General features: G+C 48.3%; 16 protein-coding genes. 13 read left to right on the top strand and 3 right to left on the bottom strand.

What is annotated here, in order from left to right:
• The first annotated feature begins 2 nt into the window (after window positions 1-2).
• The 9 genes from FC49_RS06210 (at window position 3) to xylB (ending at window position 11685) form a co-directional block, all read left to right on the top strand.
• The gene (locus FC49_RS06210) at window positions 3-4424 is read left to right on the top strand and encodes an Eco57I restriction-modification methylase domain-containing protein (RefSeq protein WP_056984553.1); all 4422 of its coding nucleotides are present in this window, start codon (window positions 3-5) and stop codon (window positions 4422-4424) included.
• Between the two features lie 12 nt (window positions 4425-4436).
• On the top strand, window positions 4437-5150 hold the full coding sequence (locus FC49_RS06215; RefSeq protein WP_056984554.1) for an N-6 DNA methylase: 714 nt from the start codon (window positions 4437-4439) through the stop codon (window positions 5148-5150).
• A 226-nt stretch (window positions 5151-5376) separates the two neighbouring features.
• Window positions 5377-5865 (top strand): tetratricopeptide repeat protein, encoded by a 489-nt coding sequence (locus FC49_RS06220; protein WP_056984555.1) that lies wholly within the window; start codon window positions 5377-5379, stop codon window positions 5863-5865.
• Window positions 5866-5912: 47 nt separating this feature from the next.
• On the top strand, window positions 5913-6602 hold the full coding sequence (locus FC49_RS06225) for a hypothetical protein (protein WP_056984556.1): 690 nt from the start codon (window positions 5913-5915) through the stop codon (window positions 6600-6602).
• A gap of 10 nt (window positions 6603-6612) precedes the next feature.
• Window positions 6613-7065 (top strand): hypothetical protein, encoded by a 453-nt coding sequence (locus FC49_RS06230; RefSeq protein ID WP_056984557.1) that lies wholly within the window; start codon window positions 6613-6615, stop codon window positions 7063-7065.
• Window positions 7066-7500: 435 nt separating this feature from the next.
• The gene (locus tag FC49_RS06240; protein WP_056984559.1) at window positions 7501-7911 is read left to right on the top strand and encodes a hypothetical protein; all 411 of its coding nucleotides are present in this window, start codon (window positions 7501-7503) and stop codon (window positions 7909-7911) included.
• A gap of 153 nt (window positions 7912-8064) precedes the next feature.
• Entirely contained in the window at window positions 8065-8208 is a 144-nt protein-coding gene (locus FC49_RS09930; RefSeq protein ID WP_156402471.1) for a hypothetical protein, read from the top strand.
• A gap of 459 nt (window positions 8209-8667) precedes the next feature.
• Window positions 8668-10017: a xylose isomerase gene (gene xylA, locus FC49_RS06250; protein ID WP_056984561.1), complete on the top strand. Its 1350-nt coding sequence runs from the start codon at window positions 8668-8670 to the stop codon at window positions 10015-10017.
• Between the two features lie 159 nt (window positions 10018-10176).
• On the top strand, window positions 10177-11685 hold the full coding sequence (xylB, locus tag FC49_RS06255; protein WP_056984562.1) for a xylulokinase: 1509 nt from the start codon (window positions 10177-10179) through the stop codon (window positions 11683-11685).
• A gap of 76 nt (window positions 11686-11761) precedes the next feature.
• Here xylB and FC49_RS06260 read toward each other — a convergent pair whose 3' ends face one another.
• Window positions 11762-12259, bottom strand: coding sequence for a DUF1440 domain-containing protein (locus FC49_RS06260; RefSeq protein ID WP_056984563.1), 498 nt, complete (start codon window positions 12257-12259; stop codon window positions 11762-11764).
• A gap of 174 nt (window positions 12260-12433) precedes the next feature.
• The gene (locus FC49_RS06265; protein ID WP_056984564.1) at window positions 12434-13270 is read right to left on the bottom strand and encodes an AraC family transcriptional regulator; all 837 of its coding nucleotides are present in this window, start codon (window positions 13268-13270) and stop codon (window positions 12434-12436) included.
• 175 nt (window positions 13271-13445) lie between these two features.
• On the opposite strand from FC49_RS06265, the gene FC49_RS06270 reads away from it, so the two are divergent.
• The gene (locus FC49_RS06270) at window positions 13446-15095 is read left to right on the top strand and encodes a glycoside hydrolase family 43 protein (protein WP_056984565.1); all 1650 of its coding nucleotides are present in this window, start codon (window positions 13446-13448) and stop codon (window positions 15093-15095) included.
• Here FC49_RS06270 and FC49_RS06275 read toward each other — a convergent pair.
• Window positions 15092-15985: a helix-turn-helix domain-containing protein gene (locus tag FC49_RS06275; protein WP_056984566.1), complete on the bottom strand. Its 894-nt coding sequence runs from the start codon at window positions 15983-15985 to the stop codon at window positions 15092-15094. The genes FC49_RS06270 and FC49_RS06275 overlap by 4 nt on opposite strands.
• A 130-nt stretch (window positions 15986-16115) precedes the next feature.
• On the opposite strand from FC49_RS06275, the gene FC49_RS06280 reads away from it, so the two are divergent.
• Genes FC49_RS06280 through FC49_RS06290 form a run of 3 tightly spaced genes read left to right on the top strand, consistent with a single transcriptional unit; the run spans window position 16116 to window position 20599 of the window.
• Entirely contained in the window at window positions 16116-18119 is a 2004-nt protein-coding gene (locus FC49_RS06280; RefSeq protein WP_056984567.1) for a beta-galactosidase, read from the top strand.
• A gap of 43 nt (window positions 18120-18162) precedes the next feature.
• Entirely contained in the window at window positions 18163-19416 is a 1254-nt protein-coding gene (locus FC49_RS06285; RefSeq protein WP_003716061.1) for an MFS transporter, read from the top strand.
• A 16-nt stretch (window positions 19417-19432) separates the two neighbouring features.
• Window positions 19433-20599: a glycoside hydrolase family 5 protein gene (locus tag FC49_RS06290; protein ID WP_056984568.1), complete on the top strand. Its 1167-nt coding sequence runs from the start codon at window positions 19433-19435 to the stop codon at window positions 20597-20599.

A 20599-nucleotide genomic window follows, 5' to 3' on the forward strand; every position in this document is an offset into this window, starting at 1 on the left:
ATATGAAAAGTAACTTCTCATTTTTAATGGATGAACCGTTAACGGCGCAGTACTTTGAAAGTGCAATGCAAGCCGAAGCTATCTACACGCAAGGGTTTTATAATCCGGTATTGACGCTGACGCGGACCGTCGCCGAAAACCTGGCACGCGATATTGCTGACCAGAAGTTTGTAAAGGTCGGGGCACACAGTACCTTTAGTAATGTTTTGCATGACTTGAAGCAGAAAAATATTATTGATTCCTATGCAATTGACCTCTTTTACGCAATCAAGAAGCCTGGAAACAGAGCTGCTCATGAACTGGCAACTGCAACCCTGATTAGTCAGGAAGAGGCGCTTGACACAATTAAGCATCTTTATATCTTATTGGTCTGGTTCGTCAATACTTTTTATGATGAGAAGGTAGATGTGACGGCTTTTAAGGAGCCAAAACTTGATGACTTCTTGTACTCAACGACGGTGCGTCCGCCGGCATCAGACCGTAATATCATCTACGTTCAAAGTGCTGATACCTCGAATGGGCACTTTGCAGAATACGTGGGCAACCTCAAGATTGGGAAAGCTCAGGCTGGTGACTTGGCCCGTGATAATAGTGATAACAGCCCTGAGATGCGTGAGGACGCCGAAAAACGGATTAAGCAGTATATGACCACATCCGGGCTTCCGCTAAATCTTGAGTGGGTCGAGCTGGCATACCGGAAGTCAGACGACATGTGGTTCACGGATACTGACGTTCACCGGGTTCTTGAACGTTCTGGTGTTAAGCACAGTGATATTTTACAGGGACAGGAGTGGTTTCACACCGACCTTCCGACAGCAAAAGCAGCCATCAAGGCCGTTAAAAACCAACAGTCGACCATTGATTTGAAACGGCAGGGTCAGCCGAGAGTCAAAATTGTTCTCCGGCCGGAGCAAAAAGAGGCTGTCGAAAAAGCAAAGAAGGCATTTAAGAAGCATAACAAGATGTTGTGGAATGCCAAAATGCGCTTTGGTAAAACGCTCTCAGCCTTGCAACTGGTCAAGGATGAAAAATTTGAACATGTGCTAATCATGACTCACCGGCCGGTCGTAGATGAAGGTTGGTTTGAAGATTTTAAGAAGATTGGGATGCCTGAAGCTGGTTACCTGTACGGTTCTAAGAAACAGGGTGCCACCTTCAATGAGCTTGAAGACTCTGACCTGCCTTTTGTCTACTTTGCTTCCCTTCAGGACTTACGTGGTTCTGAAGAGGCCGGCGGGAAGGCCGGTGATAAGAACCGAGAACTTTTTGATACTCATTGGGACCTGGTAATTATTGATGAAGCCCATGAAGGAACCCAGACAGAGTTAGCGCAGAACGTTACGAAACTTGTTTCTAGTGACGATACCAAGCTTCTCAAGCTGTCGGGGACTCCATTTAATATCCTTGATGAGTACGGTGAAGATCAGGTTTACACCTGGGATTACACTCAGGAGCAACAGGCAAAACTTCAATGGGGAATTGACCATCCGGGTGAACCAAACCCGTATGCAAGCCTGCCTAAGGTTAATATGTTTACCTTTGAAATGAACAAGAACTTTGATGAGCCACAGTTTATAGGGGATGGTACGCACTCCTTTAACTTCAAGGAATTCTTCCGTGTCAATAGCCAGGGGAAATTTGTGTATGAGGATAAGGTAAAACAATTCCTCGCAAACATTACTTCGCCGGATAGCCGGACCAATTACCCATTCTCAACGAAGGAGTTCCGGGATAATCTCCGCCACACACTCTGGATTATGCCCGGTGTAAAGGAAGCTGGCGCGATGGAGGCGCTCCTTAAGAAGGATCCGGTTCTGGGCGAGGCAAGTGGCTACCAGATTGTCAACGTGGTGAAGAATGTTGCCGGGGACGATACCGGGATAACTTCAGAAAGTGATGTGGACCGGGTTAATGAGGCAATCGGGGATGACCCTGCTGCTACCAAGACGATTACTTTGACGGTTCGTAAGCTCACAACCGGTGTAACGGTCAAGCCGTGGACGGGTGTTGTATTCCTGTCTAACACCAACAGTGCCATGCAATACCTGCAAGCGGCTTTCCGTGCGCAGACGCCGTACTCGTCGCCAACTTTCGGGAAGAAGACCAATTGCTATATCTTCGACTTTGCTCCTGACCGGGCTTTGACGGTTATGGCCGAATCAACCCAACTGCGAACTGGGGTTGGTAAGCGAACCAGTAGTGCTCAGAAGGACCAGATGAAAGAGCTGATGAACTTCCTCCCAATCATTGGAATGAACGGGAACGGAATGAAACGTTACAGTGTTGACACTATGCTGGCACAAATTAAGCGAGTTTACGCCGAAAAAGCAGTCCGGACTGGTTTTGATGATGACTCCCTGTACAGTGATGAGTTGCTGATGCTGAAAGATGTTGATCTGAAAGAATTCAATGATCTTAAGGCAATCGTCGGGACAACTCCATCTGAGAAGAAGCCAGTGAAAGTCGATATTAACCACCAGGGGCTCACTGATGAAGAGTACAATGACGCACTAAACGGTAAAGAAAAGAAGCGGAAGAAAGACCGAACGCCAGAAGAAGAAGCCGCCATCGAAAAGATGAAGGAGCTGAAAAAGCAGCGGAAGACTATGATCTCAATTCTGCGGTCCATTTCGATCCGGATTCCAATGATGATTTACGGGATGGACATTAAACTGTCTGATGACGTGAACATCAATAAATTCATTGAAAACGTCGATGATGAGTCCTGGAAGGAATTCATGCCGAAGGGTGTTACCAAAGAGCTCTTCCGTAAATTCAGCAAGTACTATGATCAGGATGTCTTTATTGAAGCGGGTCGAATTATCCGGCGGAAGGTTAAAGATCTGGATAAGTTGGATCCAATCGAACGGGCCGAAAAATTAGCCGAAATTTTCGGGACGTTTAGGAACCCCGATAAGGAAACCGTTCTGACACCATGGAGGGTTGTCAATATGCACCTGGGTAAGACCATTGGGGGACTTTCCTTCTTTGACGATTCTTACCAGTACACTACTAAGGACGGTGTAAGTGCGAACCACTGGATTCAAACCGAATATACGGACCAAGTATTTAAGGACGACACGCACATCTTAGAAATTAACTCCAAGACGGGGTTGTACCCACTCTATGCGGGGATGACCTTGTACTGGCAAGCATTCCAGAAGCTAAATGAAAAGACCGCTGGAAAATTTGGCTTGGACGACCAGTTATTTATTTGGCAGCGGATTTTGCGTGAAAACTTATTTTTAATCGCTAAGACACCGATGGCCAAGACGATTGCTCAACGGACCCTTGCTGGCTACCAGGATTTTGATATGAACGTCGAGTATGTGCCAAACATCGTTAAAGATGCTAAAGAAGATGTAAGCGCAGAAGCAAAGAAAATTAAAGGGGTATTTGGTGGTATGAAGTTTGATGTTGTGATTGGAAATCCGCCGTATCAAGAATCTACGAATAATACTAGTGATAATTCTATTTACAACTTATTTATGGATCTTTCATTTGAGCTCTCTGGTCTAGTGACTTTAATAACACCTGCTAGATTTTTGTTTAATGCAGGAAAAACTCCAAAAGCTTGGAATAAAAAAATGCTGGAGGATCCACATTTGAAAGTTGTTAAGTATTATAAAACAAGTGATTTGGTGTTTCCTCGAACTGACATTAAGGGTGGTGTAGTAATAACCCTTAGAGATGATAAAAAAAGGTTTGGGGAAATTGGACTATTTACACCTTATGAGGAAATTGACCATATAATTAAGAAAGTTAGATTGATTTCAGACATATATTTGTCCAGTATCGGTTTTGGGCAGAATAGCTTTAAATTCACAGATGTGCTCTATGAAAAGAACCCAGATTTGCTAGGAGTTCAGAGTAAAGGTCATAAATATGACTTAAAGTCTAATGTTTTAGAAAAAATGAATAAAGTATTTCAGCCCAACAAGATGCCTGGTAAAGAACAAGTAATTATTATAGGTCGCCTAAATAATGAACGGATTTCAATGGCTATAGAAAAGGAATTTATCACTAATGATACGAACTTAAATGGCTTTAAGCTTGTGCTGCCAAAGGCTAATGGTACCGGGAAATTAGGAGAAAAAATTAGTGAGCCATTTATAGCAGGGCCCGGTGTTGGATTAACGGAAACCTTTATCAGCTTTGGAAATTTTAAAACAAAAGATGAAGCCAATAATTTACTTAAATATGTAAAGACAAAATTTGTTAGGTTAATGTTAGGTACGATAAAAATCACTCAGGATAATACAGTGGCTAAATGGAGAATGGTTCCCTTACAGGAATTTACGTCTAATTCTGACATTGACTGGTCCAAGTCTATTCCAGATATTGATCAACAACTTTACAGAAAATATGGTTTATCCCAAGATGAAATTAATTTCGTTGAAACAAAAGTACAAGCAATGCAATAAGAGAATTTAGTAATGAGTGATGAAAAAATAATCAAATCTGCCGACCGGGTGAAGAACCATGGTGAGGTCTTTACGCCTAAGCGGGTAGTCGACCTAATGCTCGACCAACCAGAAATAACGGCCAAGATTAATGACCTGCACGCCACCTTTCTAGAACCGTCTGCTGGTGAAGGTGCCTTCTTAACCGAACTCTTGAAGCGGAAACTCAAGGTTGCCGCCAAGCAAAGCAAGACTGCTAGTGCCTTTAATACAAACGCGCTGGTCGCATTATCAACGTTATACGGAATTGAGTACCTTGAAGACAATGTTGAGATGCTCGTGATGAACATGATGATGACGTTTACTCAGACCTATTCAAGAATCACTGTCGATGACTTTAAGGGACGGGTTAATGACCATGTTCTGAAGAGTGCTCAAGTGATTATCCGGGCCAATATGGCGCAGGGGGACACACTCAAGGGAATTACTGACACGGGAGCGCCAATTGTGTTTAGTGAATGGCAAGCGGTGAATGGCCAGCCTAGCAAGGTACGACGCATGGAATACACCTTTGAGTCAATTCTGAATCAAAGTGGCCCTACTGGAACGGTTCAGCATTCTAGTCAGCAATTAGATTTATTTGCTGGGACGGAAGACTTTGATGATGCAAAGCAAGAAGATGATATTTCGTTGCCACAGTACGCACTTTGCAAGTGGACGGATATTTATAAGCAGGAACTTGAATAGTACGAAAGCAGTGTTTGGCAAGATACCAGGCACTGTTTTTTACTTTGCTCCATTTCAGCAAATGACATAGGACAAATCTGCAAATTCACGCAAGTTTGCATAAATTTGGTAGATTTATCGTGTATGAAATGCCAGAAAATGACTTGTCAGCATATCCAGCAGACTAATATAATTACCATAAAAAGGCTTTCTGAAATGTGTAAGCTACGTGACATGGGGAATCAAGATGAATTATGAAAGAATGCGAGCTTTGAATCCCAATAAGATGCTGGAGAAGGGAAAGCGGTATGCCCGGGCAGGAAATCAAAAGAATGCTTTTTTGTGGTATAAGCAAGCGGCAAAACGTTGCAGTCCAGAAGCTTGCTTTTTAATGGGTGAGGCGTATTTCTTAGGTAAGTATGTTAAGCAGGATTATCGACAAGCATTGCAATATTACAAGTTGGCGGGAAAATATTTAGGTAGTGAGAAACAAGATGGCCCGATTATGGCAGATATTTTGTATCGATTATCAGTTTGCTACTTTTACGGTTATGGGGTAACTCCAAATAATCTACAAGCTCTGGCATATGAAGATGATGCGGAGGCGTTTATCGTGTATACTCGTTCAGACCCCAGAAAGTATGAGTGGCAATGTCGGCGGATTTTCTATTTAGGGCTTAAAATACGCCGGGCTTATGAGCGAGAAATAATGGACAAAGATAGCGAGGATTTGTAGTAATTGGTCCTAGAACTTGAAGTCTAGACTAGGAGGCTTCCTAAACTATGTATGCGTGGATAAGTGACGAAACGAAAAAAACTTGGCGGGGGATGATTTTTGCTTATTACGGTTCTGAGCAGGATCCCTATGATTTTCACTATGTTGTGCTTGATGCGGATAAAAATCACCTAATTAACGTAAACCTTTACCATACCGGACCAAGCCGACAAATCCAAACTCGGGTAGTATTAATTGATTCGGGGATGGATGATTGGATTCAAACTAAAAATCAGGGGATTGTAAATTTCCTAAGTGGCTACTGTGCGTCTCAACTTGCAGAGCAAATTTCACCGGAGCTTTTAGAGAAATGCATCCATTTGGACAAGCAATACAACTATCAAAAGATTGTAGAGGTGAAGGGAGCAACAGGGATTGAGAACCTATTGGAGATTACTGGCTACTTTCATGATGCCCACATAATTAATGTAGAAAGAAAAGATCCTGACCACCTTAAGGTTTTTTTCGAACCAACTTGGGGCTATAAGTTGACGCTATTTTTCTATGGGCAGACCAGTTATGATCTCGGCGCTGATCCAGAATACAATTGGTGGCTTGAGGCCTCGTTATTTTTTGAGGATGGCTATTATTGTTTGTGTGATGGTGAGGATGTTCGGCATTTTTCCATAAAGGAACTTAATTGCTGGTTCAGGTCGAGGAAAATGGCGTATAAATTAGAACCGTGGCCGTTGAGTTAGGGTGAGCAAGATGAGAAAAGAGGTTGCAGTAACTTTAAAAACACCGGTAGGGAACTTTTGGCTGGATGCGGATGGTCGGCGCTTGACCTTCGATGTGATTGATGTAACGCGCGAAGTAAATGCAACGGATGACTCTTTTGGCGTTGAAAGATCATTTATTTTAGCACCACACTTGCCTGAGCACTTTAAGATTGAATCGCTGATGCTGAAAACCAATTTGTGGCTATCAAAACGAAACTATTATGATAGTTGTTCCGATGAATTTCAGGATGGCTCGGTGTGGATTATTAATGATAAGGCACTTCAAGTAGCGATATACGTCGAGAATGAAGAGTATGACGATGTCGTTGTTTCAATGGACTGGCAGAGACTCCCGGAGTATGCCCACGTTGATGAGAAATACCGCACCCGAATGATTTTTCAGGTGACGTATAAAGCTGGCTGCCCCATTCTTACAACATGAGAAAGAGGGCAGCGACTTGTCCTTATTCGATGTCTGTGGTCAGATGATGTTCCTCCAAAGGGGCCAGTTTCCTGCGACTATTGAAACATACGTGGACTATAACCAGCTGATACTCTATCGCTTTAACGGGCGTTGCTATCACCGTTATCCACTTACGTTCAAGCGTAGTCCGATTGATATTTCAGGATTTAAAGTTCGGGTTACCACACTGGATACCAAGCGATATGCGGGCTTTGTGGCAAACTACCGTAACTGCACCCATGATGGCTTCCTGCAGATTAATCGCTATGATTTTGCTAATCAATCTCAGGAACCAGCTCAAATATTCATTCCTTTAGCTGATATAGCGCAGGTTGAAGCAATTTTACAAAGTCGACCCCGGTGGGATGGTAGTGACAATAATGATTTCTCGTTTAGATGGAGGAGGTAGCCCCTATGCAAGACATCACCAAAATCCAACTCGATTCAGAAAATTTTTCTTTCTTTTCGCCACCAAAGCGGGGCGAGGAGGTTGGCCAAGTACTGACGATTTTTGCGGATGGTCGGGTAGTATTCTCAGCAGAAGATGGCATCGGCGAGGTTCGCCATATCGAAAAGCAGATTGATGCTGATACAGCGGAAACTGTCTTGGGAATGGTGGCTGCAAAATTCCGGCACCCCCACGACCGGGAAGACTTTGTTACTGATGTCGGAACCTGGCAATTGACGATATTCCATTCTATTGGGCAGTCGGAGTTTACGGGTTCCGTATTTCCTAACCCCCGCCTGGCAGATATTTCCGACACTATCCGGCAGGTGACGGCGATTCCTAATCTGTGGGTATTCGATGGCATCCAGCTTTACTAGCCCACCATACAAATTTAATAAATTTCTCAGCCTGCACTTTGTGAAAAACAGATTGCAGGCCTTTTATTTCAATAAAAGTTTTTATCCAAAAGTATTTATTAGTTTTTGTGAAAAACTTTTTCGAAATCTGATCGTAGAAATGGAGATCTTGGAATGAGTTTTTATAGTGAACAACAAGAAGCGATGATTGACTATAATATCTCCGACGCACAGCTCCACACGATTACCAACCTGGGCCACCCCGCAAGCCAATGTAATTATCGCGCACGGGCTAGCGGAATACGCTGGCCACTTTGACCTATTGCCAGCTACCCGGTCTAATACGACTGCAATGTTTTCCTCCGCGACCATATTCAGAAGATCACCGACAATCCTCTACCTCCAGGGTCTGAAGGATGGCCTAATCAGCTTCAAGGACAAATAGCGTCACGTCAACTCGTTCCAGATACACGAGATCTTGAACGAAATGAACCGGAAGTGGGAGATCTACGACGAAATCTTCCGCTGGATTAACAAACGTAGATATTAATTCACATTAAATTGCTAGGAAGCATAACCATGCTTCCTGTTTTTTGCCCGCTTGTCATTTCAGAGACCGACGTCAGCCGCCTGCGGACCCAATTTCGTTTTGTGAAAATAACAACGAATTTTGAACTTTTACCAAGAAAGGGTTTACAAAACAAAAATCGGGGAGTATATTAAGACTTGTAAGTTAGTTGTTTATACAAACTAAATCATTTCAGGAGGCTATTAATTATGGCTGATTTATGGGAAAACATTGGTGACATTAAATATGAAGGCCCACACAAGAGTCTGAAGTCCGGCTTGTTCTATCAATACTACAACCCAGACGAAGTAATCTTAGGTAAGAAGATGAAGGACTGGTTACGGTTCTCAGTTGCTTACTGGCACACCTTTGACCAACGGCTGGTTGACCCATTCGGTGACGGAACTGCTACTCGTCCATATGACAAGTACAGTGACCCGATGGACCAAGCACTTGCCAAGGTGGACTACGCATTTGAATTTTACAAGAAGTTAGGCGTTGACTTCCTTTGCTTCCACGACCGGGACTTGGCTCCAGAAGGTGACACTCTGCGTGAAACCAACAAGAACCTGGACAAGGTTGTTGACAAGATTGTGGAATACCAAAAGGACACCGGCATGAAGGTTCTGTGGAACACTTCCAACCTGTTCACGAACCCTCGCTTCCTGTCCGGTGCTGGTACTGCACCATCATCCGAAATCTACGCTTACGCTTGTGCCCAATTGAAGCACAGTCTGGAAATTGGTAAGCGGGTTGGCTCAGAGAACTACGTCTTCTGGGGCGGCCGTGAAGGTTACGAATCACTTTGGAACACCGAAATGAAGCGTGAACAATCACACATTGCCAAGATGTTCCACATGGCAAAGGACTACGCTAACGAAATTGGTTTCGACGCTCAAATGCTGCTGGAACCAAAGCCAAAGGAACCAACCACGCACCAATACGACTTTGATGCCGCAACAACTATCAACTTCATGCGTGAATACGGCCTGGACAAGGACTTCAAGCTCAACCTTGAAGGTAACCACGCTAACCTGGCCGGCCACACTTACCAGCACGAAATCCGGGTTGCCCGTGAAGCTGGCCTGCTTGGTTCTCTGGATGCTAACCAGGGTGACAAGCTGATTGGCTGGGATATTGATGAATACCCATCCAACCTGTACGAAACTACCGCTGCTATGTGGGAAGTTATCGAAAACGGTAGCATCGGCCCTCGTGGTGGTCTGAACTTCGATGCTAAGCCACGGCGGACTTCCTTCAAGCCAGAAGACCTCTTCTACGGTTACATTGTCGGCATGGACAGCTTTGCCGCAGGTCTGCGGGTTGCTGCTGCCATGAAGGAAGACGGCTTCATCGACGACGTTCTCAAGACTCGTTACGCTAGCTGGGACGAAGGTCTGGGCAAGGAAATCGAAGACAGCAAGGAAGACTTCAAGAGCCTTGAAGCTAAGGTTATTGATACTCCACAAGCACAACTGCGGGCCGCAACTCAGTCTGACCACCTGGAAGAAATCAAGGACACGATCAACCACTACATGATTGAAACTCTTGCTAAGTAATTCACCTCAAAACCGCGAAATTACATGTAATAACAATTACTAACTATCAATCCAAGAAATGTTCACTAAAAATATTAACAGCATGAGTAGTGTCAGCTAATATAAGGGCCGAGGCAATCAACTTTGCCCCGGCCCTTTTTGCAGAAAGGAATGAATGTGATGAATGAATACGTAATCGGCGTTGACCTCGGGACCAGTGCCGTCAAGGTTTCCGCCATGGACAGGGAAGGTCAGATTGCTGCCCAGCAAAGTTACGGCTATGACCTCCACCAGCCCCACCCGGGATACAGTGAACAGGACCCCCGTGACTGGCTATACGGAACTACCATCGCCATTGACCGGCTCATCCTCCGGGACGGCCTCAAGGCGGAGGAAATTAAGGGGATTTCCTTCTCCGGTCAGATGCACGGCCTCGTCCTGCTTGACGAAAACGGCCAGGTTCTGCGGCCAGCAATGCTCTGGAACGATACCCGGACGACGAAACAGTGTGAAGAGATTCGGGAAAAACTCGGCGACAAGTTTATCGACATTACCGGTAACCGGGCCTTGGAAGGCTTTACCCTGCCAAAGCTGCTGTGGGTCAAGGAAAATCAGCCCGACATCTGGGCGAAGGCAAAGAGCTTCCTCTTGCCAAAAGACTACGTTCGCTTCATGATGACCGGCAAACAGGCCATTGACTACTCTGATGCCACGGGAACGGTTCTCTACGACATCAAGAAGGGGACCTGGAGCAAGGAAATTTGCGACGCCTTTGATATTCCAATGTCGATGTGCCCACCACTGATCCGGTCGATTGACGAGGCGGGGACAGTAACGGACAACTATTCCATGTTCTCCGGCCTGAAAACATCAACCAAGGTCTTTGGCGGTGGCGGTGACAACGCCTGCGGGGCGGTTGGTGCCGGCATCCTCCAGCCCAACATGGTGATGTCCAGTATCGGGACCTCTGGGGTGGTACTCAAATACGAGCCGGACGCTAACGTCAACTACCACGGGGCCCTCCAGTACGAGTGTCACGCTATTCCCGACACTTACTACTCAATGGGGGTTACCCTGGCGGCTGGTCACTCGCTGAACTGGTTTAAGCACACCTTCGCGGCGGACGAGGACTTTACGGAAATGGTCAACCGGGCTTCCCAACGACCATTGGGGGCCAACGGATTGCTCTTTACCCCGTACGTGGTTGGTGAGCGGACCCCGTACGCCGATGCCGATATCCGGGGGAGTTTCATCGGCGTGGACAGTATGCAGAATAAGTATGACTTTGTCCGGGCCGTAATTGAGGGGATTACCTTTAGCTTCCGGGATATTTTGAATATCTACGACCAGCATGGGCAGGACTTCGATACCGTGGTCGCCATCGGTGGAGGTGCCAAGAGTGACTTCTGGCTCCAGCTCCAGGCGAACATCTTCAACAAGAAGGTGGTGGCCCTGACCAACGAACAAGGCCCTGGCTTGGGGGCCGCCATGCTGGTTGCTGTAGGACTTGGCTGGTATGATTCCTTGCAAGATTGCGCGAAGAAGTTCGTTCACTTCGGCAAGACCTACCAGCCACAAGCCGATCAGGTCGCCAAGTACAATGACCTGTACAAGGTTTACCACCAGGTATATGACCAGACCAAGGGCCTCAGCCACCAGTTGATGACCCTGCGGAATAGCTGGGATTAGGATAAAAATAAACAGGCTGTCAATGCTCGGTAAAACCGGGCGTTGACGGCCTGTTGCTGTTTTTGTGGGAATTTGATTACTTTTGCTTTAACTGGCGAAGAACTTCGTCGGCAATCTCATGGTTGGTCCACATCCAAACGGCATGGCCCAGCGCTTCGGAAAGGTGTTCTTCCCACGGCTGGTCGTGGACGCTGGGAACGGTCTTCATGGCGGGCATAATCACCAGGTGGAAGGCGACCCAAACCGCGAGGCCAAAGGGAATCCCCTCTCCAAGGGTTAAACTCCGAACCTTTTCATCCAGCAGGGCGGCGTAGGCAGTCGCAAAACTAATTGAAAAGCCAAAGTGCACCAGGTAGCTGACCCATGGCAGGTCTTCACCTGAATAGCAGTAAGTTGCCTGGGTAAGCGCCGCGGGAACGCCGAGCTGCTGCAAGAGCTTTTGCGGCGGGTTAACTTTATTGCGCTCTGGTGTCCGGGGCGGGAGAATATTTTCCCAGCCCAACTTGACTAGGCCGGAAATAACCCCCGCGCTCACGCCTGCGAGTAAAACGTGTTTATAATTCAACTTTGCCATTAGATCACATCCTTTAAGGTTAATTATAGCAGGGGCTGTGCTATAAGTCCTATTATTGAAACCAAAATCAAGGAGTGCCTTCCCGAGTACGGTAGAACCGAGCTTGGGAGGGCGCTTATTTATTCTGGATAAGGTTGTAAATTACGGCGGAAGTGTCAGCCCCGGCAGTCGGTACTAGGGTTGCTTTTCGGTCGGCCGCGTGCTGTTTTTCTGCTGGCGAACTTCACTGGGGAGCCTGCCAAACATTTCCCGGAAAAATTTACGGGCGGTCCGGGGATTGGTCAGACCGTTCTTTTGGAATAACTGTCTGATGTCAGTATCCGTGTTGACGAGGTCGTTGTAAAGGTGGTTGAGCTTGACCAGGTAAATATAGTGGATCAGGGAAATGCCGACTTGCTGCTTAAAGCGGCGGGAGAGGTAGTTAGGATTATAACCGAATTCACGGGCAAGTGCGGCGACGGAAAGCGGTTCGGTGCTGTGATCATTGATGAAAATCAGCAGCTGTTTAACGCTGTCACTATTGGCGACCTGCCTATCGGGATCACGAAGCTCGGTAAAAAGCACCTTTAAAAGCGATACGAAGGCGACCTGGCTGTCGAAACGAAAGGCGGGCGGCTGCTTAATCAATAGGGTGCCGAGACGTTTGATGAGGGTTAAGGCCGTTGCATAGGCCGGACTGGCAACCTGGTTATTGATGAAGCTAACCCGCTCGGGGTGATCAATGTAGGGCTCAATGACCCGTAACGGAATCTGAAAGACATAGCCGATGTTGGGCTGGTTGGCTACGGCATGAACCACGCCCGAGGGGATTACAATGAATTGGTTTTTAGTAACGGTAACGGTCTGACCATTGATCGTATAATCGAGCCGCCCTTTTGGAACATAATTAAGCTCAATGCTGCTGTGCCAGTGGAAGGGGACGTATCCCCGGGTACTGACCTCCGACCGCCAAAAGCGGATCCCGATACTGGTGTTAACGACCACGTTTTCGTGGTGCAGGTTATCCATCATCAATCACCAACCTTACAATTCTTACCTAAGAGGATTCACAAGTGAACTAAAGCGCCTAATTATATTGACCTGAAAGCGGATACAATATACTATCGTTACAGTTAATTTATTGAACACACTAACTTACAAAGACTATTATAGCAGTGTTTATTTGCTAAAAGGAAGGAAGTAAACAATGAGCGTAATTAAAAATCCAATTATTCCCGGGATGGCCCCGGATCCGTCAATTTTAAGAGTAGGTGAAGATTATTACATTGCCACCTCGACTTTTCACTGGAAGCCGGCGATTCAAATTTTTCATTCGCGCGACCTCGCTAACTGGCAGCTGCTTACCTACGCTTTAGACGATGAGGAGGTCGACCTCCAAGGGACTAATACCCCGGCGGGAATCTGGGCGCCACACCTGTCATACGACAAGCAGACCGGAAAATACTGGCTGGCTTTCTGCCACATTCAAAACATGGCTGATCGCGAGTTTAATGCCGAGAGCTACATCATGTCCGCGGACCAGATCACGGGGCCCTGGACCAAGCCGGCATACCTGACCTCGATTGGCTTTGACCCCTCGCTCTTCCATGACGAAGATGGCAAGCACTATGCGGCCGTGTTGGAATGGGAAACACGGGAAGGCTACCAGGCCCCAGGCCACATCGTGATCGCGGAAGTTGATTTGCCGAGCGGCCGGGTTCATGAATGGCACCGCGTGGCCACGGGCTTTACTACCCGGGGATGTGTCGAAGCACCGCAGATTTACCGCCACGATGGCTATTATTATTTGCTGTTGGCTTCCGGCGGGACCGGCTACGCTCACGGGGTGGAAATCGGCCGGTCAAAGGAGATCTTTGGACCATACGAACCAGGTCCGACTGGTGAACCAATCATCACTTCGTCACCCCACCACCTTTTCTCGCTGGGTGATCCAGATGCGGGGCATTTTGAGATGTATAACCCACACTCTAAGCTGCAAAAATCCGGTCACGGTTCGCTGGTAGAAACTCCTGATGGTCGTTGGTACATGGCCCACTTAACTTCACGACCGTTACCAGGCCAAAAACTTAACCCTCTGGGACGGGAAACCGCCTTGCAAGAGATGCGTTGGACCCAGGAGGGCTGGCTGGAACTGGCCGATGGCAGCAACCTGGCGAAAGAAACGGTGACGGTTCCGGGAACGGTCAAGCAGGATCGGCAAGCCTTTGACGTCGAGGACCACTTTGCTACCGACCACTATGACCACCGCTTTATGACCCCTTACCACGGGCAAAGCAGTGACTGGGTGACGGTTCAAAACGGGCACCTGCTGATCAGCGGTCGGAATTCCCTCTTCTCCCAGGTGGCGCCTTCGATTATGGGAACCCGGGCAACTTCATTGCACTATAACCTGCAGACAAAGGTGACCTTTCACCCCGATCATTACTCAGAAACAGCGGGCGTTGGTCTGTACTATGACGCTAATAACTGGTTCTATGTCCGTCTAGTGCAAGCAGATAATGAACGGGAAACGGTCTTGCGTGTCCTCCAGGCTAAACAGGGCCAGCGGATTGATTATTACCTTGACGAGGTTCCGGTCCCTGACGAGAGCGTGGAGGTGCGGCTCCGTTATAACGAGGGCCAAGTGGTAGTCGCTTACCGCTTTACTTCCCAGGATGAATGGCAGCAGTTAGGCGGTCGCTACGATTTGGCCTACCTCTCCGATGAGGGGGTCAACGGCGAGCCCGGAGAAATTGGCGGCTTTACGGGGCTGTTTAACTTTATTGGAGCGGTCGACGCGTACCAGCACCAGTCTGTCGGGAAATTCGCCTATTACAGCGTTCACAACCGGGACTAACGATTGCGGTTGCGGTACTGGTTGGGCGTCATCCCAGTCCAGCGTTTAAACTGCCTGGCAAAGTGTGACTGTTCGTTGTAGCCGAGCGCGGTACTGATTGCCAGAATGCTGTAATCAGGAATCAGCAGGAGGTGTTTAGCTTCCACGAGCTTTAGTTCGGAAAGGTAGGCACGGGGTGAGACGCCGTAAACGTCTTTAAAAACCTCCGAACCATAACTGAGGCTGATCTGCGCTTCTGAAATAACCTTTTTAACGGTTAAAGCGGCAGTCAGCCGGGGGTCAATGCCGTGGTGGTTGAAGTCAAAGATTTGCTTTTTCAGCTGTTGCTGGAGACCGCTGGCAATCATTCCGGCGTATTTGAGCTTGGTCAGACTCGTTGCCTGTTCCCGAATCGTGGTTTGCCGGTTGAGGGTGATTAAAAAGTCGGTGAAAAACTTTTGCACCTTGAGCTTCGTGTCAAAGTCGTACTGCATATCGGGGCGGATCAGCCGCCAGAGTTCCGTCAAACTGGGCACCAGCTCCTTATTTTGCTGGGTCGAGCGGGGATAGTAAATCAACCCGCGCTCAATCAGCCGGGTACTGAGTTCCTGGTCGTCGAGGCCGAAGTGAAAATTAAAGTAGGACATGTCTTGAAGACAGGTGATGTCATGGTCAAGGTTCGGGGGAATGATTAGGATATCCCCGGTAGTTAGGACAAAGGCGTCCTGGGCCAGGTGAACTCGTTCGGACCCGGCGAGAATCTGTATCAGTTCAAAGGCCAGGTGACGCTCGGTTCCGATATGCCACCCCGCCTTTACCTGCTGGGAGTGGCCGCCAAAGAAGGTTAGCCGCCAGCTGAGGGCGGGAAGGCGCAGAGCGTTTTTCAATGTTTGCGAATGATATGGTTCCATTAGTAATTACCTCGAAAAGGGACAATTTTGCCCAAATAAGACGCTGTGAATATGCTTACATTAACACGATAATAAAAGCGTCGCAAATGAAATCGATTTCAAAATGGACAGACAGAAAGGACTACTTGAGATGAAACAGCTTTTGTATGGGGTGGCTTACTACTTTGAGTACCTGCCCTATGACCGGATCGACAAGGATATTTCAATGATGCAGGATGCGGGGATCAATGTCGTTCGGATCGGTGAAAGTACCTGGAGTACTTATGAGCCCCAGGACGGTTTGTTTGATTTTACTAAGCTCACCTATGTTTTGGACAAAATGAAGGCGGCGGGGATGAACGTGATTGTGGGAACCCCCACCTATGCCTTTCCAACCTGGCTAGCTAAAAAGTACCCCGAGGTCCTGGTGGAAAATAACGGCCAGCGGAAACCCTACGGCGCCCGCCAGATCATGGACATCACCAGTCCGGTGTACCGCTACTATGCCGAGCGGGTGATTCGGCACATGCTGGCGGTGACGGCTAAGTATGACAACGTGATTGGTTACCAGATCGATAACGAAACGAAGCATTACGGAACTTCTAGCAAGAATGTTCAGCGGGGCTTTGTGGAGGCTATCAAGAAAAAGTATGACGGCGACTTAGACCGGTTTAACCACGACTTTGGACTTGACTATTGGTCGAACCGGATTAACGCCTGGGAGGACTTTCCGTCGGTGAACGGGGCAATCAATGGCAGTCTGGCCGGTGAGTTTGCTAAGTACCAACGGCAGCTGGTCACGGACTACCTCGCCTGGCAGGCCCGGATCGTCAATGAGTATAAGCATGAGGGACAATTCATTACCCATAACTTTGACTTTGAATGGCGGGGCTACTCCTTTGGTATCCAGCCGGACGTCAACCACTTCGCGGCAGCAAACTGCTTGGACGTGATTGGGATTGATGTTTACCACCCGTCCCAACGACAGCTGACTGGGGCAGAATTATCGTTTGCTGGGGATGAGGCCCGGAGCATTAAAATGCAAAACTACCTGGTATTGGAAACCCAGGCCCAGGCTTTTAAGACCTGGACGCCCTACCCGGGCCAGCTCTACCAACTCGCCTTTAGTCACGTGGCGAGCGGGGCTAACATGGTTGAATATTGGCACTGGCACTCCATTCATAACTCCTTTGAAACTTACTGGAAGGGCTTGCTGAGCCATGATTTTGCACCGAACCCGGTTTACAACGAGGCCAAGAAGGTTGGTCGCGACTTCCAACGCCTGTCACCTAAGCTGGTGAACCTCAAGATCAACTCCCGGGTGGCCTTTGTGGTCGACAACGAGAGCCTGACAGCAACGAGCGGCAACTGGATGGAGTTTGGAATTGGCAAGGACAAGTACAATGACGTCTTCCGGCGATTGTACGACGCCTTTTACCGGCAAAACATTCGGACGGATATCCTGAATCCGGCGACTATTGACCTGTCGAAGTATGACCTGGTCGTTGTGCCAATGCTGTACGTCACTGATGACCAGTTCTTAGAACGGCTGAACGATTACGTTCGCCAGGGGGGACACGTGCTGTACACCTTCAAGGACGGGGTGACGGATGAGCACGTCAAGGTCCGCACCTGCCAGCAGCCGGGGATTATCAGTGAGGCTGTCGGTGCCCACTACGAAATGTTTGTTGACCCGAATGGCGAGCAGCTTGCAGACCGTTCTGGAATCTTTCAAGACGTTGACCCGACGATTGACCAGTGGGCTGAACTGCTGATTTCTGATGGGGCGAAGGTCCTCGCTGGCTATGACAACCATTGGAAGGAATATGCCGCCATTACGGAAAACCAGTATGGTCAGGGGATGACCTGGTACCTCGGCTGCTGGGCCAACCCGGCTGTCATTGCTAAGCTGGTCGAACACGTTTGCCAGCAGGTAGGACTCGTACCGAACTACGATGCTCATTTCCCGGTAATTGTTAAATCTGGCATCAACGAAGAACAACGGCAAATTGACTTTATCTTTAACTATTCCGCTGATGAGGAGCAGGTGACCGTACCGGTAAAGGGAACGGAACTGCTCGGCGGGAAGACCGTGGCAGCGGGTGAACAAATGACGCTCCAGCCGTGGGCGGTCAAAATCATTGAAGAACAATAAATTTTTTTGAATGGAATTGAAAACGCTTAATAGGAGGAAAATTATGCAAAACGCACATCAAAAAGCACAAGCGGACATTTCTAAAGCTGAGCGAGTCCGCTTCTCACTATCATTCTTTGTTTGTTCATTACTGTGGATGAGTGGTTTGGGGATTGTTTCGGCAGTCCTGCTGCCACAGCACCTGAAGGATGTTGTCGGTGGTGCTCAGGCTACGACTATCTTTGGAATTATTAATGCGGTTACCGCGATTGCGTCGCTGGTTTCAAACCTGCTTTTCGGTAACCTTTCCGACCGGACCCGGTCCCGGTATGGTCGCCGGACACCCTGGATTGTTGGCGGGGGAATCGTTGGTGGTGTAACCCTGTTCTTGACGGGGGTATTTGACAATGTTTGGCTGATGGGGCTGATGTACTGCATTTGTATGTTCGGCCTGAACGCGATTATCGCACCGGTGATTGCAACCCTGTCTGACCGGGTTCCAGATGACCTGCGGGCAACGATGTCGGCCTTTTACTCCGCGGGAACGACCGTGGGGACGTCCATCGGTACGCTGGTCGGTGCCTACTTTATCACTATTCAGATCCCCGGCTTTATTTCGGCGGGAGTTCTGATGGGAATTGCCGGCCTTGCTACGGTAATCGTTTGGCCGAGTGAACAGTCATCTAAGGACATGGCGCCGGTCAAGGGTGGTTTGAAGGAATTCATGCTCTCGTTCCGGCCGCCGATGAAGGGTGCCCGGGACTTCTGGCTAGCTTTCGTTGGCCGGACCCTGTTGATCTTTAGCTACTACATGATTTTGAACTACCAGCTCTATATTTTGGAAATGTACATTGGCCAAGGAAAGAAAGCCGCCGCGGCAACAATTTCGGTAATGTCAGTGATTACAATGATCGTGGGTCTGGTTGGTTCATTGGCTTCCGGTGCCATTTCCGATAAGATTGGTCGGCGGAAAGTGCCGGTAATCGTTGCGTCCTTCCTGCTGGCCCTCGGTTACTTCTTGCCATGGGTCATGAAGTCGCCAAGTTCGATGATGCTGTTCGCCGGATTTGCCGGGTTAGGTTACGCCGTTTACGGTGCCGTCGACCAGGCGCTCAACGTGGACGTCCTGCCATCAAAGAAGGAAGCCGGAAAAGACCTCGGGATTATCAACATGGCGACGACTTTGGGCCAGACAGCGGGGCCAATCGTAACCAGCGCGCTGGTGGCTGCGGCTGGTTACCAACTGGTCTTCCCAGTAGCGATCGCCTTTGCCATTATTGCCTGTGTATTTATTCAGATGATTCGTTGCACTAAGTAATCGGGGTGAACAGAAAATGAACGAAAAGATTAAAGGAGTTAACTTAGGCGGCTGGCTTGTCCTAGAAAAGTGGATGTCACCGCACCTGTTTGATGGAACGGCAGCCGACGACGAGTATTACCTGGCCCAAGACCTGCCGGCCGCTGTCTACCAGGCCCGAATCAGCCAGCACCGGGCGAACTTTATTACGGAAGAAGACTTTTTACGGATTGCCAGTCTTGGCTTTAACCTGGTTCGTCTGCCAGTTCCGTACTTTGTTTTTGGCGACCGGGCACCGTTTATCGGGGCAATTGCCGAGGTCGACCGCGCCTTTAACTGGGCAGAAGCGTACGGAATTAAGATCCTGCTGGATTTGCATACCGCGCCGGATAGCCAAAATGGCTTTGACAACGGTGGAATTTCCGGGGTCTGCAAGTGGGCGAGTGAGCCGACCGAGGTTGAGTTTGAAAAAAGCGTCGTCAAGCGGTTCGCGGAACGCTATGGCAAGCGGCCGGGCTTATACGGGATTGAAGTCCTTAATGAACCTGCAACGGCGGCGATGTTTAATGATATGCAACGGCGCTTTCCACCGCGGGACCCGGCAAAGGCAGCTGGCAGTGCACCAATTACCTTTGACTTCCTGTACCAGTACTACCGGGACTGCTATGACTTATTGCGGCCACTCCTGCCGGCTGACAAGGTGATTATGTTTCACGACGGCTTTGACATTGACAAGTGGGAAGACTTTTTCAAGCAAAATGATTTTGAGAACGTCGTTTTGGACACCCACCAGTACCTGATGATGGCGGAAATGAAAAACCACGATCTTTCGCTGACGGCTTACGAAAAAACGATGACGGACTTTGGCAAGAAGATTGCCGCGGTGAATAAGGTTGTGCCAGTTGTGACCGGTGAATGGTCACTATTTAATTCCTATACCGCTGGGGTCGACACGAATGGCGGGATTAACCCGACCCAACAGGAATTTGCCGGGGCCACGCACTTGAGCAAGGAAGAATTGCAACATGCCTACCAAACCCTTTGGAAGACCCAGGTGGACGCCTGGAACCAGGGGATTGGCTACATCTACTGGACCTATAAGCTAAATATCGACACCATCAACGAACCGGCCTGGTACGGGTGGGACTGCTGGGCTCTCCAGCGGGTAGTTGACAAAAAGTGGTTAGCTCCGCAAGATATTTAG

It is taken from the genome of Limosilactobacillus oris DSM 4864, from assembly GCF_001434465.1.
GTDB classification, from domain to species: domain Bacteria; phylum Bacillota; class Bacilli; order Lactobacillales; family Lactobacillaceae; genus Limosilactobacillus; species Limosilactobacillus oris.

Excerpts from the sequence above, each read along its gene's own strand:
- FC49_RS06210 (WP_056984553.1), top strand. The coding sequence starts at position 3 with ATGAAAAGTAACTTCTCATTTTTAATGGATGAACCGTTAACGGCGCAG.
- FC49_RS06215 (WP_056984554.1), top strand. The coding sequence starts at position 4,437 with ATGAGTGATGAAAAAATAATCAAATCTGCCGACCGGGTGAAGAACCAT.
- FC49_RS06220 (WP_056984555.1), top strand. The coding sequence starts at position 5,377 with ATGAATTATGAAAGAATGCGAGCTTTGAATCCCAATAAGATGCTGGAG.
- FC49_RS06225 (WP_056984556.1), top strand. The coding sequence starts at position 5,913 with ATGTATGCGTGGATAAGTGACGAAACGAAAAAAACTTGGCGGGGGATG.
- FC49_RS06230 (WP_056984557.1), top strand. The coding sequence starts at position 6,613 with ATGAGAAAAGAGGTTGCAGTAACTTTAAAAACACCGGTAGGGAACTTT.
- FC49_RS06240 (WP_056984559.1), top strand. The coding sequence starts at position 7,501 with ATGCAAGACATCACCAAAATCCAACTCGATTCAGAAAATTTTTCTTTC.
- FC49_RS09930 (WP_156402471.1), top strand. The coding sequence starts at position 8,065 with ATGAGTTTTTATAGTGAACAACAAGAAGCGATGATTGACTATAATATC.
- xylA (WP_056984561.1), top strand. The coding sequence starts at position 8,668 with ATGGCTGATTTATGGGAAAACATTGGTGACATTAAATATGAAGGCCCA.
- xylB (WP_056984562.1), top strand. The coding sequence starts at position 10,177 with ATGAATGAATACGTAATCGGCGTTGACCTCGGGACCAGTGCCGTCAAG.
- FC49_RS06260 (WP_056984563.1), bottom strand. The coding sequence starts at position 12,259 with ATGGCAAAGTTGAATTATAAACACGTTTTACTCGCAGGCGTGAGCGCG.
- FC49_RS06265 (WP_056984564.1), bottom strand. The coding sequence starts at position 13,270 with ATGATGGATAACCTGCACCACGAAAACGTGGTCGTTAACACCAGTATC.
- FC49_RS06270 (WP_056984565.1), top strand. The coding sequence starts at position 13,446 with ATGAGCGTAATTAAAAATCCAATTATTCCCGGGATGGCCCCGGATCCG.
- FC49_RS06275 (WP_056984566.1), bottom strand. The coding sequence starts at position 15,985 with ATGGAACCATATCATTCGCAAACATTGAAAAACGCTCTGCGCCTTCCC.
- FC49_RS06280 (WP_056984567.1), top strand. The coding sequence starts at position 16,116 with ATGAAACAGCTTTTGTATGGGGTGGCTTACTACTTTGAGTACCTGCCC.
- FC49_RS06285 (WP_003716061.1), top strand. The coding sequence starts at position 18,163 with ATGCAAAACGCACATCAAAAAGCACAAGCGGACATTTCTAAAGCTGAG.
- FC49_RS06290 (WP_056984568.1), top strand. The coding sequence starts at position 19,433 with ATGAACGAAAAGATTAAAGGAGTTAACTTAGGCGGCTGGCTTGTCCTA.